This is a genomic window from Sulfurimonas sp. HSL-3221, from assembly GCF_021044585.1.
Classification (GTDB): domain Bacteria; phylum Campylobacterota; class Campylobacteria; order Campylobacterales; family Sulfurimonadaceae; genus Thiomicrolovo; species Thiomicrolovo sulfuroxydans.
The window spans coordinates 1430731-1446200 of sequence record NZ_CP087998.1; the positions used below are offsets into that span (position 1 = coordinate 1430731).

Sequence of the window (15470 nt, forward strand, 5' to 3'; positions counted from 1 at the left end):
AAAAACCGCCTTTGACCGTCCCGCGTCTATTCAGACGCCGGGACCTCAGTCGGTGCCATCGCATCGCGTTTCAGGGCCAGGACCTCTTCGGGCTTCACCTCCGCGACCAGCGGCAGGCTCCCGACGTTTTCAATGACCCGGTATTCGGCCAGTTGCTCATCGTACAGGGTAGAGACGTAAGCCTTGCGGGAGGTGTAGTACTCGTTCTCGACATCCAGCACGTCCAGAAGCGTCCGGCGTCCGAGGCGGAACTCTTCGTTGTACGCCTGCAGGGTCCTTTGTGTGAAGTCACGGTGCTCTTTCAGATATGCCAGCTGCTCCGTAATACGGGTTTTGGCCGCCCAGGAGTAGTTCAGACGCTCAAAAACAAGGCGCTGGTTCTCCATCATTTTTTCGGAGGCGTTGAAAGCGGAAGCGAGCGCTTTTTTGCGGCCGGCGACATCCGCACCGCCGTTATAGATATTCCACGATGCGACCAGCTGCACGCTGAATTCGTTCTCGTCGCCCGAATCCGTGCGCCATGCGTAATCACCTGTCCTGTCATTGTTGACATGGGACTGTTTGACCTCCAGGTCGACGCTCGGATAGTAGGTGTAAGCCGCCTGGCTGTATGCCTCCTGCGCCGCCTTGATGTTTTTACGGCTGGCCATCAGGGTCGGATAATACTGAAGCGCCGTTTTTTCCGCCGCATCAATACTCATCGGCATCAACGCAGCGTTGACCTTCGCTTCCATCATATCCTCGGGGTCGACCGCTTCGCCGTAGATACGCTTGAAGTTCGTCTGCGCATCTTCGAAATTGTTGATGGCGACCTTGACGTTCGACTCGGCCAGTGCGAGACGGCCGGAGATCTGTTCCATATCCGACTGTGCGCCCACGCCGGCTTCGAGACGCTCTTTGATCATGTCATAGTAGCGCTGGTGCGTGTCGCGGTTCTCCAGCGTCAGGGCGAGGATCTGCTTCTGCTTCAGCACGCCCAGATAGCTTTCGATCATGGTAAGGCCGAGCTGGCTCACTTTTTCCATCAGCGAGTACTCCGCGGAGAGCAGTCTCGCATCCTGCTGTGCGACGTCGTGCATCGTCGAGAAACCGCGGAAAAGGTTTTCGCGCGCCCGGACGAACGCTTCCGTATGCATGTAGGTGTCTGAGTCCACATTGGGACCGATTGGCCCGATGGAACCTTCGTCATGCTTTAAACCGACGGATCCCTGCAGATCTACTACCGGGAGGTAATCAGCGAATGCGATCGTTTTATCCTCTTCGACGGCACGGTAATCCTCAATGCGCTGCCGGATTTCCGGATTGGTGTCCACCACTGTCCGATACGCTTCTTCCAATGTCAATCCGTGACCTGCCGTTGCCAGTAGGAAAGGCAGAATCCCAAGTATTCCCTTATGTTTCATCGTCGATCCTTTGCACTTGATTTGCCAGTTATTGAAACTGTCCTTAAAAGGATTATAGCCCGTTTCAACCTTACAGAAACATAATGTAATAATTTCCATTGATCTTCTTTTTTTAATTAAGCAGCAGATTGTATATAATGCCCCACTAATCCAACGGAGACGGACCGCCCATGCCCAACAGACTCGCCAACGAAGACTCCCCCTACCTGCAGCAGCACAAAAACAACCCCGTCGATTGGTACCCCTGGTGCGACGAGGCCTTTAGGCGTGCCCGCGACGAGAAGCGTCCGATCTTTATCTCCATCGGGTACAGCAGCTGCCACTGGTGCCACGTCATGGAACACGAGGTCTTCGAAAACGAGGCCATTGCCGCCTACCTGAACGAGCACTTCATCAGCATCAAGGTCGACCGCGAAGAGCGCCCCGACCTCGACAAGTACTACCAGGAAGTGCACCAGCTGCTCAACCGCCGTGCGGGCGGCTGGCCCGCTTCCATCTTCTGCACCCCCGACAACAAACCCTTCTATGCCGGCACCTACATCCCGCCGACCACGCGCGAGCGGATGCTTGGCTTTACGGAACTGACGGAGATCATCGCGACGAAGGTGGCCGAAGGGGACGAGAAACTTTTCCAGAACGCCGACGAGATCCAGAACTACTTGAAACCCGAAGCGCGGCCGAAAGAGGCGACGGTCCTGAAGCCCTCCCTGGCCACCGGTTTCGTCAAACAGGCGCTGCACAACTTCGAGAGCACCTACGGCGGCTTCTCCCAACAGCCGAAATTCCCGCACACCTCCACGCTGAACGCCCTGCTCGACATTGTGCTGCTGCAAAACGACGCCGACGCGAAGAAGATGCTGCTGCAGACCCTCTCCACAATGCACCGCGGCGGGATATACGACCTCGTCGACGGCGGGTTCTGCCGCTACAGCGTCGACCCGCAGTGGCTGGTGCCGCACTTCGAGAAGATGGCCTACGACAACGGGCTGCTCTGCGAGCTCTATGCCCGGGCCGGGCGGATGTTCGATGATGCCTCCTATACCCGCACAGCTACGGAGATCGCCGACTTCATGGCAGCGAAGATGCAAGAAGACGGCCTCTTCTACTCTGCCAGCGACGCCGACAGCGAGGGGGAGGAAGGTACCTACTTCATCACCGCGTACGACGTCGCCAGGGCAGCACTCATCGAGGACGGGTTTGCCGAAGATGACGCCGATGCGATCCTGGAGACCCTCCACGTCACACCGGGCGGCAACTTCGAGGGCAAGAACATCCTCTGGCTCTCCGAACCCGTCGAACGCCCCGAGTGGTTCGCCCCTGTTCGTGACGTCTTCCTCCGTCTGCGTACGGAGCGCGAATACCCCTTTATCGACCGCAAGATCCAGACCTCCTGGAACGCGATGATGATCCGCGGCCTCTTCGAGCTCGGCAAGAGCGACTCTGTCTATATCAAAAAAGCGGTGACGGCCCTCAAAGCCCTGCAGGGTTTCCTGATGCCGGACGGCACGCTCTACCACACGGCCCTCATCCACAGTACGCCCAAAATAGGCGCTTTCCTGGAGGATTACGCCTACCTCGGGACCGCTTTCGTCAAGGCCTACGAAGCGACCTACGACGACACCTACCTCATGCAGGCGCAACAGATGGCCAACCGCGCACTAGAGACCCTCTACGACAACGGACGCTGGTACTTTAGCAAGGGCGAGTTCATCACTGACGCCGACCCGACCGACAGCTCCTACCCCGGCTCCGTCGGCGTCATGGTCGACCTGCTGCTGAGCCTCGGTATCCTCGTCGAAGAGAAGTACCGCCATTTCGCCTTCAAGACCCTGGAGTACTACTCGGCCCGCCTGGCGAAGACGCCCATCTACTTCCCCTACCTCTTCAACCAGGCGCTGCGCTACCTCTTCGAGAACCTCGTTGTCAAAGCCGACGCCAAATTGCTGGCTTCCGCTGCGGGCGAGCTCTCAACGGTCACCTACCCCTACCTCCACGTCAAGGCCACCGACGACAATTCTTATATGCTCTGCGGCGTACAGAGCTGTTTCGCGCAGCTCAAAAATGCCGACGAGATCGCCCCGACCATCAAGGAGAAGTTCTCAGCGATTTAATCCATCGGTACATATGCATAAGTGATGATCGAGACGATGGCTCCCTGGGGATCTTGAATGACCGCGAAGCGTCCAACGCCTGGAATATCTTTCGGCGGAACAATAATGGTGCCTCCGAGTCCGGCGACACGCTCCGCAGCGGCATCGACATCATCGACAGTAATGTAATTCCCCCAGTGTGACGGAATGCGATCCGTCTCTTCACCTGTAATATGCCTTTTATCGAACATTCCAGCCACCGGCTGCGGGACACCGTCTATCTTTACCAATGTGTATTCCATTCCTGTTGACGTATTGGTCTCAAACTGCCAGCCTAGCAATTCACCGTAAAATGCTTTCGAACCTTCCACGTCGTCTGTCACCAACTCGAACCAGCTGAACATGCCATTTTGCTCTGTCGGATTAGCCATGTTTGCCTCCTCAACCGTTTTTGAGCCATTGTATCACAGTTAAATTTCCGTGCTATAATCAGCCAAAGGAGCGTGTATGGGCACGAAGCACGATATGCTGGGAACGGAACTGGAACAAGGGGAGATCCTCAAAGAGATTGTCCACGACGACCGCAGGATCGAAAGCGGCGAGGCGTTTGAGCGGGAGCGGCGCGAACACAACAAGAACGGCAAAAAGCGGGTCGCCGTCTGGATCCGCAAGAGCGTGATTGACTACGAAGATGAGCTCAAGCAGCTGCAGATCGAACTGCTGAAGCTGCAGAAACACGTCAAAGAGCAGGGACTGAAACTGCTGCTCATCTTCGAGGGGCGCGACGCTGCCGGCAAGGGCGGGACGATCAAGCGCATCACCGAACACCTCAACCCCCGCGGCGCGCGCGTCGTGGCGCTCAACAAGCCCTCGGACGTCGAAAAGACGCAGTGGTATTTCCAGCGCTACGTCGAGCACCTCCCCAGTGCGGGCGAGATCGTCCTCTTCGACCGCAGCTGGTACAACCGTGCCGGGGTTGAGCCTGTGATGGGCTTCTGTACCCAGGACGAGCACCAGGAGTTCCTGCACGAAGTCCCGCAGTTCGAGCGGATGCTCGTCAATGCCGGCATCATTCTCGTGAAGTTCTACTTCTCCGTCTCGAAAAAAGAGCAGGCCAAACGCTTCAAAGAGCGCGAGAACAACCCCCTGAAACACTACAAGCTCTCCCCCATCGACCTCCGCTCGCAGGAGCTCTGGGACAAATACACCATCGCCGAATACTCCATGTTCATGGCGTCGCACACCGATCACTCCCCCTGGACGATCATCCACGCGGACAAGAAGAAAAAAGCGCGGCTGAACTGCATCAAACACATACTGAAACAGATTAATTATTCGGAAAAGATCGGAAAGAAGACGTTGAAGACGGACAAAGAAACGCTCTATTCGGCGGACAGGATGATCGCCGAATTCGACAGCAGCGTTGCCCTGCAGCCCGAAAAGGCCGCAAAGGGGAGTTAGATAAAGTTCAGGATCTCCGCTTCGATCTGCTCTTTTTCGATAATGGTCTTCTGGGTGACCGGCTTGTCGAAGAGGGCCTTGATCATTGCCGGGATACCGATCTTCGCTTCGGCAGCGATGGCGTTGAGCGCGTCGATGTCGTGCGTATCGACTTCGCCCGTCAGTGCGTTCGCGATCGTCGGGGAGAACTTCGTCCACTCCGCCGTGGAGTAGGCGATGGTTTTGAGTTCCTTCTTCGCGCAGTGCTCGTAGGCTTTGAAACAGGTCGCCGTATGCGGGTCCATCAGGTAGCCGTCCGCGAACGCCGCCTTGATATAGGCCTTGCCCTCGTCGCCCGTCGCGTAATCCGCCGCGAAGAACTCCTGGAGTTTGTCCAGTTCCATGAAACAGAGCTCGTAGTTGTGTTCCTCGTCCAGGGAGCGCATCAGCTCTTTGGTACGCGCTTCGCCGAAGAGGTCGTAAAGGACGCGCTCGACGTTGGAGGATTTGAGAATATCCATCGCCGGAGAGGTCGTCGCGACGACGTGGGCGTCGCGCAGGTCGTATTTTCCGGTCGTAATGAGGCGGGTCAGGACGTTGTTCTCGTTGGAGGCGATGATGATCTTCTCGACCGGCAGTCCCATCTTCATGGCGTAGTAGCCGCCCAGGGCGTTACCGAAGTTGCCGCTCGGTACGTCCAGGTAGACCTTTTCGCCCATGGTGATCTCGCCCTGGCGCACCAGTTCGAGGTAGCTGTGGATGTGATAGATGATCTGGAAGATGATGCGGCCGAAGTTGACGGAGTTCGCCGCGGAGAGGGAGGTGCTCTTCTCCTTGAGGGCTGCTTTGAATGTCTCGGATGCCAGCAGCTGCTTCAACGCGCCCTGTGCATCATCGAAGCTCCCCTTGATGCCGATGACTTTCAGGTTTTCCGCATCCTCCGTGACCATCTGCAGGCGCTGCACGTCGCTGGTACCGCCGTCGGGGTAGAGACACGCAACCTTGACGTTGGCACGGTTTTTGAAGGTCTCCAGTGCCGCCGGGCCGGTGTCGCCGCTGGTGGCGGCGAGAATAAGGTAGTTCTCGTTGCGCGCCTGGGCGATGGAAGAGAGGACAATGCCGAAGGGCTGCAGCGCCATATCTTTGAAGGCGCGGGTCGGGCCGTGGTAGAGTTCACTGACATAGAGGTCTTCGCGTACCTTGACGACGGGCACGGGGTTGGAAGGGTCGTCAAAAGCGTCGTAAAGGGCAAGCGCCTCGTCGATGACCGCTTCGTCGATGTCGATCGCAAAACGCGTGAGCATATCCTTCGCCATCGTCTTGTAACTGCTATCCAGGTGCTTTTGCAGGAACGCTTCGCCCAGTTCCGGCAGGGTTTCGGGGACGTACAAGCCGCCGAAAGAGGCGATCGGGCTCAAAATAGCCTGGGAGAAGGTCACTTTTAAAGGATGGGTTCCGTCATTTCCACGTGTCTCGATAAACTGCATCATCTTCGCTTTGAAAAAATTTTCGCAATTATAGCGAAGCGGTAGTTAGAGGCGCCCTAAACGAAGCGGTGGCGTTTTTCGGCAAAATCCATGACCCTGCCCGCGCCTACCTGCACCCCTTCCGAAGCGAGCAGGGAAATCTTGCGCTTCACCCCGCCCTCGCCCGAATAGCTGCCGATACGGCCGTCGCTGCGGACGACGCGGTGGCAGGGAATATCCGGGGCATCGGGGTTCTTGCCCACGGCCGTCCCGACGGCGCGAACGGCCCGCGTGCCGAGATGCGCCGCCAGATCCCCGTAGGTCGTCACCCTTCCTTCGGGGATGCGTTTGAGCGCGTCCCAGACGGCCCGCTGGAAAGGGGTGCCGCTCACTGCACGCTCTCCTGCAGCCACGCCAGGTAACCGCTGTTGCCGGCGACGACGGGGGCCGCGATGATCTCGGGTACGTCGTAGGGATGCAGCGTTTCAATGCGCGCTTTGAGACGCTCGAAGGCATCGGCGGTCGTCTTGATGATCAGCAGCACCTCCTCGTCCTCGCAGTATTCGCCTTTGAAGATGTAGTGCGACATAACAGCAGGCAGGCGGTTGACACAGGCGCTGAGCCGCTCTTTCACCACGGCTTCGGCGATGTCTTTCGCACTGACGGGATCGGGGCAGGTGCAGTAAACGATAATCGATTCTGTTTTCATAGCTTCATTATAACGCTTCTGGAAAAACCGGAGTGCGCAGAAAAAGAACAGCTATCATAAAATATAATGCATTATGCAACAAATTCTTCTCTTTATCTACGCTCTGTTCGCCTACCTGTCGGCGATGGTCTCCGTCTCGCTGCTGATCCTCTGGGTCTACCCATGGTCGTTTATGCCGATCAATATCGACAGCGGCAGCGGCGGCAGCTTTGCCCTGCCCGTCGATCTCGCGCTGATCGCGCTTTTCGGCCTGCAGCACTCCGTCATGGCACGGCCCGTCGTCAAAGAGGCGCTTTTCGGCACCCTGCCCGTCGCCTTCCGCACCTCGACGTACACCGTACTCTCCGCCCTTTGCCTGCTGCTGATCGTGCTGCTGTGGCAACCGATGCCAACCCCGCTCTACGCCTTCGAATCCGGCTCGTTTTTCTGGCTGACGACGCTGCTTTACGTCCTGGGGTGGAGCATGGCCTTTGTCGCGACCTTCCAGATCGACCACTTCGAGCTTTTCGGGCTGCACCAGGGGTACCGCGCCCTGCGGGGAATCCCGGAACCCGAAGTACGCTTCCAGAAAAAAGGGTTCTACAAGTATGTGCGCCACCCCATCCAGACCGGCACCGTGATCGGCCTCTGGGCCGTGCCGGTCATGAGCACGGGGCATCTGCTCTTTTCGGCGGGCATGACGCTCTATGTTCTTATCGGTCTCATGTATGAAGAGAAGGACCTCGTAAAGACGCTGGGCAGTGCCTACCGGCACTACCGCGAAGAGGTGCCGATGCTGCTCCCTTTCAAAAAGAGACGCTCCTGATCAGAGCCACCCCATCCACTCGAACACGGGTGGCAGCAGCAGCGCGGTCAGGAAAGCGGCCAGCGCCATGGCCAGCCCGGCAAACGCGCCGCTGACGGGGTGGGCTTCAAAGGCACGCGCCGTACCGACGCCGTGGGCCGTCACCCCCATCGCCACGCCGACCGCGCTCTCATCGGTCACCCCCGCCGCTTTCAGGATACGCAGCCCGATAACCGCACCCGTAATGCCCGTGAAGACAACGAAGGCCGCCGTCATGGCCGGGATGCCGCCGAGCACCTCGCTTATTCCCATCGCCACCGGCGTCGTCACCGATTTCGGGGCCAGGGAGATCAGCGTCTCACGGTCCAGCCCCAGGGCATAACCGATTGCCACGGCGCTGAAGGCCCCTACGAGCACACCGACGGCCAGCGACACCGTCACGGGGAACCAGATGGCGCGCAGGCGGGCCATCTGCCTAAAAAGCGGCACGGCCAGCGCCACCGTCGCGGGGCCCAGCAGGAAGTGCAGGAACTGCGCCCCGGCGAAATAGGCGTCATAGGAAGTCCGGCTCAGCTCCAGCAGGACGATCAAAGCGACGATGGAGACGGCCACGGGGTTCAGCAGCGCGATGCTGCCGCTTTTTAAAAAGAGTTTCTGCGCCGCCAGGTAGACGAGGATGGTCAGCGTCAGCCACCACAGCGGCGACGCGGCGAGGTAGACCCAGAAGCTGTCAAAGACCATCGGTGTGCTCCGTTTTCTGACGCCGCAGCAGCCACTCCATCGTCCACCCCGTCACCACCAGCGTGATCACGGCACTGGCGAGCAGCGTCACTCCCAGCTTCAGCCAGGTGCCGCCCAGGGCGTCAAAATAGACCATCACCCCTACCCCGGCGGGCACGAACAGGAGTGCGAGATATTTGAGCAGTCCGTCGGCGGTCAGGTCAAGGTCGTGGGAGGAGCGGCCCCGGTAGCGGAGCCAGAGGAAAAGCAGCAGCATCCCGATCACGGGACCGGGAACCGGCCAGCCGAAGAGTCGTACGAGCGCCTCGCCACAGAGCTGGCAGAAAAGCAGGAGCGCTATACCGTTGAGCATGGTGTCTGCCCCGCCCCTTACAGTGTGATCTGCGTACCGATACCCTCTTCGGTAAAGAGTTCGAGCAAAATGGCGTGTTCGATGCGGCCGTCGATGATGTGGGCCTTCTGAACACCGCGCTCGATCGCCTCGATGCAGGCGTCGACCTTCGGCACCATGCCGCCGTGGATCGTCTTGTCGCTTTTGAGTGCCTCAACCTTCTCCTCGGTCAGCGAAGAGAGCAGTTTGCCCTCGCCGTCGAGGACGCCCGGGGTGTCGGTCATGAAGACGACCTTCTTCGCCCCGATGGCCCCGGCGATCTTGGAAGCCGCCAGGTCGGCGTTGATGTTGTAGCCCGGATGGCCCGTCTCGCCGTCGGATGCGATGGGCGCGATGACGGGGATGAACTTCTCGTCGATCAGGCGGTGGATGACGTCGGCTTTGACATCCTCGATGACCCCGGTAAGGCCCCATTTACCCGAATCTTTCGGCTGGGCGCGCAGGAACTGCGCATCTTTGCCGTTGACGCCGAAGGCGCTGGCGCCGTGGGAGTTGAGCAGCGCGACGATCTCGTTGTTGACTTCGCCGCACAGCACCATCTCGACGATGCGCATCACTTCGGGAGTCGTGACGCGCTGCCCGTCGATGAACTCGGTAGGGATGTCCAGTTTGGAGAGCATCTCGTTGATGCGCGGCCCCCCGCCGTGGACGATGACCGGACGGATCCCGACAAGGTACATCAGCAACACGTCTTTGGCGAATTTCGCCTTGAGCGTTTCGGAAGTCTGCGCCGCCCCGCCGTACTTGATGACGACGATCTGGTTTCTGAACTCCTTGATGAACGGCAGCGCCTCCAGGAGGGTCTTGACGGTATCAATCTTTGTTTTCATCGTATGTCCTGATGTAGTGTTCCACGTCTGCGGCCAGCGCGTCGTCAAGCTCCAGATGGAGCTCCATCAGCGCGAGCGGCAGGTCAAAGTGGCGAATTTTAACGTAATCTTTATAAGTAACGAGCAAGGCATCCGCCCCGCTCTTTTCGAGGATGGAGGCCAGTTCACCGCGCCTGAAGAAGTGGTGGTCGGGAAAGGTCGCTTTGGCAACGACGTCGGGCAGAAAGGGGTCCAGCCGCTCGGGCCGGGCGATGGCGGTGACCAGCGCCATCTTCGGTACCGCACCCCTGATCGTGACGCGCCGGGTGAAATCCTCCCCCTCCCGCACAAGGCGTACCGCTTTGCCCGGCCAGAGCCGTTCGCGGAAAGGGCCGGCGGGAAGGCAGAAGCCGTTGGCGGCCGCGACGTCGATGACGATGTCGTACTTGGCGATAAAATGCTTGCCGTAGCCGTCGTCGAGGAAGACGCAACCGCACCCCATCGCTTTGGCTTTGGCAATACCTGCTTCGCGCTCCTCGCTGACGATGACAACGGCGTGGGGCAGTTGCAGGGCATAAAGCATCGCCTCGTCGCCGCTGCACGTGACGTCACAAAGGACGCTTTGGCCGTCTGAGACGACCTGCAGCCCGCTGCTTTGGCGCCCGTAGCCGCGCAATACGACGGCGGGATTCGCCTGTCGCTGCGCCAGCGCCACCGTCAACGGTGTCTTTCCGCTCCCGCCGACGGTCAGATTGCCGATGCTGACGACGGGAATCCCCTGGTGACGCGGCACGCTGTTTTGGTAGCGGCGGTGCATGATAAGGCAGTAGAGCGCACCGAGGGGCCAGAGCGCGTAGGAGAGCAGACGCTGGAAGGCAGAAGGAGCGTAGAAGAAACGCTCCCCCCAGGCGACGAGGCGGGGTTTCACACGCGGGTTTTCGCGAGTTCGATGACGGCGTCGCAGATGTAATCGACCTCTTTGTCCGTGATGGAGCCGTAGATCGGCAGGGAGAGCACCTGCTGGTAGTTACGCAGGGCGATCGGGAAGTCGTTGATGCGGAGGTTGTACTTGTTCTTGTAGTACGCCATCAGGTGCAGCGGGATGTAGTGCAGCCCCGTCTCGATCCCTTTGGCCAGAAGGTCGCGGGCGAACCCGTCGCGGTTCTTGTCGATCTTGATGATGTAGTTGCTGAACGCGTGGTCTCCGTGGATCTCCGGCGGGGTGATGTGATAGACCCCTTTGAGCCGTTCGCTGTAGCGCGCCGCCACCTCTTTTTGACGGGCGATCACCTTGTCCTGGTGGGAGATGAAGGCGTCGTTGAAAGCCGCCTCGATGGGACTCATCGTGTATTTGCTCCCGATGTCGACGACGTCGTAGATGTAGCTCAGTCCCTCCTCGTCACGCACCATCGCGTGGTTGCGCAGCAGGGTCGCGCGCTCCATCATCTCGGCATCGTCGGTGACGAGCATCCCGCCGTTGCTGATGGTCTGCTTCATGTGGGGGCTGAAGCTGAAACAGGTGATGTCCGCCCCCGTCGAGCCGATCTTCTTCCCCTTGTAGGTCGCGCCGAGCGCGTCCGAAGCGTCTTCGACGATCTTGACGTTGTAGATCTTGGCGATGTTGTAGAGCCGGTCAAGGTCCATCGGCTGCCCCGCGATATGCGAGACGATGACCGCTTTGAGCTTTTTGGCGCTGTTGGCTTCGAGGTAGCGTTCGAGCTTGTCGATATCCATGTTCATCGTCCACTCGTTGACGTCGATAAAGATCGGTTCGGCGTCAAAGTGGCGGACGACTTCCGGCACGGCCGGGAAGGCGTTGACGGAGCAGAGCACCTTGTCCCCGCGTTTGAGGTCGATGGCCAGCATCGCCAGGTGCAGCGCCGCCGTGCCGTGGGAGGTTGCCAGCGCATAGCCGCAGCCGATATAGTTCTCAAAGTTCGCTTCGAGATCCTCCACGGCGAATTCGGCATCGCCCTGCAGTACCTGCTCGACCTTGTTACGTTCCTTGGGACCGATTTCCGGCCGGTAAAACGGTACTTTCATCCTTTTCTCCTATAAAGTGATATCGCGTGGATAGTTGAAATCATGGTTGATCGTCCGCGAGGTCAGTTTCGCGATGACGGGCATTTTGCGCTTGAACTGGTTGCGGTAGATCCGGGTCAAGATCAGCTCCACCAGCGCGGCGTCGCACCCCTCTTCGATCAGTTCCGCTTTGCTGGCGCGCTCCTCGACGTAGCGGCGCAGCGCGGCGTCGATCTGCGCGTAGCTGTACCCCAGCTCCGCTTCGTCGCTCTGCCCCGCCCAGAGATCCGCCGAAGGGGGTTTGCCGATAATGCTCTGCGGTACGTCCAGGTGCGCCGCCAGTTCGAAGACCTCCGTTTTGTAGAGATCCCCGATGGGATTGACCGCGCTGGCCAGGTCCCCGAAAAGGGTCCCGTAGCCCAACATCAGTTCGCTCTTGTTGCTCGTGCCCAGCACCAGGGCGCTCTCCCTCGCCGAGATGTCAAAGAGCGTCGCCATCCGCATCCGTGCCGAAAAGTTCCCAATGCGCAGATTGTCCATCGCCTCATGCTCGTAGGCTTTGAGCATCGGTTCGATGCTGTGGGTCTCCGCACGGATGCCGAAGCGTTCGCAGAGCTCGTCGGCGTCATCGAGGCTGTTTTGCGAGGAGTAGTGCGACGGCATCTTCACGCAGAGCAGACGGTCCCCGAAGGCGCGGTGGGCCAGTACGGCGACCACGGCGGAATCGATCCCGCCGCTGAGCCCTACGACGACATGTTTCAATCCGGTTTTTTCGACTTCGTCAATGAGGAACTTCGTCAAAAAATCGGTAATCATTGCGTATTTGCCCATCCGACGTTCCTCGAAATCTTGATTTTCCCGCTTCTCTTTCCTCCATGGTATCAAAGTATTATTTTAGAGAAGCCTTAACAATCAAAATTATATCAAATTTTCCTTCGCAAACGATAATTTTTATAATTGAGATCATATTTTTTCGCAAATTTCCATTCGTTGGGCAACAGTCTGATATGATGCGGACACCGAATAAACGAGGAGAATCCGAATGAAGACATTACTCTTTCTTATAGTAGCCGTTTACGGCCTCTGGGCAGCCGGCCCGAATGCGCCGGTGCAGCACACCGCCCGTGTCGTGGAGACGATGGATGCCGGCGGCTACACCTATATGAGAGTCAATGAGGGCAAAGCGCCCTACTGGGTCGCGGTGGCGGCGGCAAAAGTCAAGGTGGGCGAGAACGTCTCTTTCACCGAGCAGATGTGGATGACGAACTTTAAAAGCCGCGCCCTCGACCGTACCTTTGACAAGATCCTGTTCGCTTCCATGGCTCCGGGAACAGCGGCGCCCGCCGAACGTGTCCAGCCGCAGAGCGCGCCGAAAGAGGTTCTGAAAAAAGCAAAAGGCGGCTACAGCGTCTCCGAGGTCTTTACCAAGCGCCAGAGCCTCAAAGGCAAAACGATCAAAGTGCGCGGCAAGGTCACCAAGATCTCCAGACAGATCATGAAGCGCAACTGGGTCCACCTCGAAGACGGGACCGGCAATACCATGACGGACGACCTCGTGTTCACGGCCAATGACGTTGCGAATGTTAAAGCGGGTGATATTGTCGTTGCGACGGGAAAAGTAGAGACGGACAAGGATTTCGGGTACGGATACTTCTACCCGGTCATCGTCGAAGAGAGCAGCTTTGTCAAAGAGCGCTGATCAGCGCTCCTTTACGCCTCCGGTGCGAATCAGCACCGAGGCGCCGAAAATGACCAGTGCCGCTAAAGCGACGACGGTCTGGGTCTGCGCGAAGAAAGCGTAATCCATTTGTTCCCCTTTTGTTACCTTTATGTAATTCTATTGTAACAAATTAGCTTTCTTTCGTCAACAGATCTTTTCCGTACTCATACGGTTGAGTTCGCTGCAGCTGAACCCCGCCGCTCTGCGGGCATCGACGTTGAGGTACTTCTGCCGGGGGTAGCTGCCCGGGCAGCACTGTTCGACGATGTCGAAATAGACCGACTTCTCCGCCCCCGCCGCTTCACAGGCGTAATCGAACCAGCGGTCCCCCTTGCGGACATGGTCCACCTCCTCTTTCAAGATCACCTGTAGTGCGTCGACGATCCGGCCGATCATAGGGTCGTTTTTGATCGGTAGCAGTCTCTCCAGGATCTGCGGCGTTGCATCCAGACCGTTCGCCTCGAAATAGCGCGGCACCACCGCCATCCGTTCAAGCAGGGTCAATGTTTTCTGTCCGGCCTCAAAGAGCCCCGCATGCACCGGCAGGGCACCGTAACGGCTGCCGAGCGCTTCAAGCAGGGTATGAAGCATCTCGAAGTGGCGGCACTCGTCGTCGGCAACCTCGAGCCAGTCGTCGTAGAACGCTTTTGGCATTCCCGTAAAGCGGTAAGCGTGGTCCAGAGCCAGGTCGATCGCACTGTACTCGATGTGGGTGATGGCGTGCAGCAGCAGGATCTGCCCTTCCACGGTCACGGGGCTCTTGCGCCGGGGGACGTCCTGCGGCGGGACGATCTCGCAGACGGAGGCGAAGGAGGGTTCGTCGAACTGCACCGGAGTGAATCCCTCGTCGAAAACGGTTCCCCCCGCCTGGTACGCGGCATAGAAGGTACGGAACGCCGCCAGTTTCGCCGCCGGCTCCGCGGTCATGATGTTCGATTGAAGGGTCGTGTGAAATTGCATGTATAATTCTACCAAAGGAAAGCGTATGCAGATAAAAAAGCAGCCCATGGGGCCCTACCAGACCAACTGTTACATTGTCACGGAGAACGGGAAAGACATCATCATTGATCCCGGCGTCGGTGCGGTTGAATGGGTCAAGGCCAACGTGACGAATCCCGTGGCCATCCTCAACACCCACGGCCATTTCGACCATGTCTGGAGCAACCAGGAGCTTAAAGAGCAGTTCGACATCCCCCTTTACACCCCCAAAGGCGACGTCATGCTGCTGCAGAAAAGCGGCTGGATGCCGGACCTCCCGCCCTCCTACCCAGACGTCGAGGTCGAGGGGGACCAGACCTATGATATCGGCGGCATCGAAGTGACCTTCCGCCACTTCCCCGGCCACTGCCCCGGCTGTTCTATGATCGAGATCGGTGACGCCGTCTTCAGCGGGGATTTCATCTTCCAAAACTCCATCGGCCGCGTCGACTTCCCCTACTCTTCGCCCGCAGACATGAAAAAGAGCCTCCAGAAGTTCCTGCAGATCGACTATGACAAGAAAGTCTACCCCGGCCACGGCGCGCCGACGACGATCAAGGCCGAGCAGCGCAACGTCCCCTACTGGCTTAAAGCGATCTAAGCCTTTGTGACGCGGCAGGTCTTCCCACACCTGCCAATCATCCGTAGCTATCCATCCCGATTCCCCCCATTTTAGACCAACCACCCAAACAGCCATAAAGCTCTCTTCTTTCCGCGCAGACATCACGGCTGCATGATGCAACGCACAGGGCAGCCGTTCATCAAATTTAACCCGCTTTCTTTGCCGCCGGTATCGTCCGTGATCGGGCAGTAAACTATGCCGTTTCCTGTGAAATTTTCTGCTGACTGAGCGCTCCAAACTGATAATTCAGGCCGTAAAAGGCCCCTAAAACAGGAGCAAAGAGTGGACAAAGCCT

Annotated in this window: 17 protein-coding genes; 5 read left to right on the top strand and 12 right to left on the bottom strand. The window is 58.4% G+C overall.

All coding sequences use genetic code 11. The annotated features are described in order from the left end of the window. Positions 1-26: 26 nt before the first annotated feature. On the bottom strand, positions 27-1403 hold the full coding sequence (locus LOH54_RS07255) for a TolC family outer membrane protein (protein WP_231018172.1): 1377 nt from the start codon (positions 1401-1403) through the stop codon (positions 27-29). Positions 1404-1573: 170 nt separating this feature from the next. On the opposite strand from LOH54_RS07255, the gene LOH54_RS07260 reads away from it, so the two are divergent. Next, positions 1574-3514, top strand: coding sequence for a thioredoxin domain-containing protein (locus tag LOH54_RS07260; RefSeq protein WP_231018173.1), 1941 nt, complete (start codon positions 1574-1576; stop codon positions 3512-3514). Here the strand turns inward: LOH54_RS07260 and LOH54_RS07265 are convergent. Beyond that, positions 3511-3924: a VOC family protein gene (locus LOH54_RS07265; protein ID WP_231018174.1), complete on the bottom strand. Its 414-nt coding sequence runs from the start codon at positions 3922-3924 to the stop codon at positions 3511-3513. The two genes, LOH54_RS07260 and LOH54_RS07265, sit on opposite strands and share 4 nt — an antisense overlap. Before the next feature lie 76 nt (positions 3925-4000). Between LOH54_RS07265 and ppk2 the strand changes: the two genes are divergently transcribed. After that, positions 4001-4954 (top strand): polyphosphate kinase 2, encoded by a 954-nt coding sequence (gene ppk2, locus LOH54_RS07270; RefSeq protein ID WP_231018175.1) that lies wholly within the window; start codon positions 4001-4003, stop codon positions 4952-4954. Here the strand turns inward: ppk2 and thrC are convergent. Genes thrC through cutA form a run of 3 tightly spaced genes read right to left on the bottom strand, consistent with a single transcriptional unit; the run spans position 4951 to position 7108 of the window. Beyond that, positions 4951-6420, bottom strand: a complete 1470-nt coding sequence (gene thrC, locus LOH54_RS07275; RefSeq protein WP_231018176.1) for a threonine synthase — start codon at positions 6418-6420, stop codon at positions 4951-4953. The genes ppk2 and thrC overlap by 4 nt on opposite strands. A gap of 56 nt (positions 6421-6476) precedes the next feature. Further along, positions 6477-6791 carry an MGMT family protein gene (locus LOH54_RS07280; protein ID WP_231018177.1) on the bottom strand — a complete coding sequence of 105 codons (315 nt, stop codon included), beginning with the start codon at positions 6789-6791 and terminating at the stop codon, positions 6477-6479. After that, complete coding sequence (cutA, locus tag LOH54_RS07285) at positions 6788-7108, bottom strand: divalent-cation tolerance protein CutA (protein WP_231018178.1); 321 nt, start codon at positions 7106-7108, stop codon at positions 6788-6790. The genes LOH54_RS07280 and cutA overlap by 4 nt, the downstream gene beginning before the upstream one ends. A gap of 73 nt (positions 7109-7181) precedes the next feature. On the opposite strand from cutA, the gene LOH54_RS07290 reads away from it, so the two are divergent. Further along, a complete protein-coding gene (locus LOH54_RS07290) occupies positions 7182-7913 on the top strand; it encodes a methyltransferase family protein (protein ID WP_231018179.1) in 732 nt (243 codons plus the stop codon). Here LOH54_RS07290 and LOH54_RS07295 read toward each other — a convergent pair whose 3' ends face one another. The 6 genes from LOH54_RS07295 to LOH54_RS07320 are packed head-to-tail and all read right to left on the bottom strand — an operon-like array spanning position 7914 to position 12686. Further along, positions 7914-8633, bottom strand: a complete 720-nt coding sequence (locus LOH54_RS07295) for an LrgB family protein (protein ID WP_231018180.1) — start codon at positions 8631-8633, stop codon at positions 7914-7916. Further along, positions 8623-8985, bottom strand: a complete 363-nt coding sequence (locus tag LOH54_RS07300) for a CidA/LrgA family protein (RefSeq protein ID WP_231018181.1) — start codon at positions 8983-8985, stop codon at positions 8623-8625. The genes LOH54_RS07295 and LOH54_RS07300 overlap by 11 nt, the downstream gene beginning before the upstream one ends. A gap of 17 nt (positions 8986-9002) precedes the next feature. Continuing rightward, entirely contained in the window at positions 9003-9854 is an 852-nt protein-coding gene (gene argB, locus LOH54_RS07305; protein ID WP_231018182.1) for an acetylglutamate kinase, read from the bottom strand. Then, the gene (locus LOH54_RS07310; protein ID WP_231018183.1) at positions 9838-10761 is read right to left on the bottom strand and encodes a tetraacyldisaccharide 4'-kinase; all 924 of its coding nucleotides are present in this window, start codon (positions 10759-10761) and stop codon (positions 9838-9840) included. The genes argB and LOH54_RS07310 overlap by 17 nt, the downstream gene beginning before the upstream one ends. Then, a complete protein-coding gene (locus LOH54_RS07315) occupies positions 10758-11876 on the bottom strand; it encodes a DegT/DnrJ/EryC1/StrS family aminotransferase (RefSeq protein ID WP_231018184.1) in 1119 nt (372 codons plus the stop codon). The genes LOH54_RS07310 and LOH54_RS07315 overlap by 4 nt, the downstream gene beginning before the upstream one ends. 9 nt (positions 11877-11885) lie before the next feature. Further along, on the bottom strand, positions 11886-12686 hold the full coding sequence (locus LOH54_RS07320; RefSeq protein ID WP_231018185.1) for an NAD+ synthase: 801 nt from the start codon (positions 12684-12686) through the stop codon (positions 11886-11888). A gap of 211 nt (positions 12687-12897) precedes the next feature. Here LOH54_RS07320 and LOH54_RS07325 point away from each other — a divergent pair, with 211 nt between their 5' ends. Then, on the top strand, positions 12898-13554 hold the full coding sequence (locus LOH54_RS07325; RefSeq protein WP_231018186.1) for an OB-fold nucleic acid binding domain-containing protein: 657 nt from the start codon (positions 12898-12900) through the stop codon (positions 13552-13554). Between the two features lie 165 nt (positions 13555-13719). Here LOH54_RS07325 and LOH54_RS07330 read toward each other — a convergent pair whose 3' ends face one another. Next, positions 13720-14535, bottom strand: coding sequence for a ferritin-like domain-containing protein (locus LOH54_RS07330; protein WP_231018187.1), 816 nt, complete (start codon positions 14533-14535; stop codon positions 13720-13722). A gap of 25 nt (positions 14536-14560) precedes the next feature. On the opposite strand from LOH54_RS07330, the gene LOH54_RS07335 reads away from it, so the two are divergent. Beyond that, positions 14561-15154, top strand: coding sequence for an MBL fold metallo-hydrolase (locus tag LOH54_RS07335; RefSeq protein ID WP_231018188.1), 594 nt, complete (start codon positions 14561-14563; stop codon positions 15152-15154). Positions 15155-15470 lie beyond the last annotated feature (316 nt).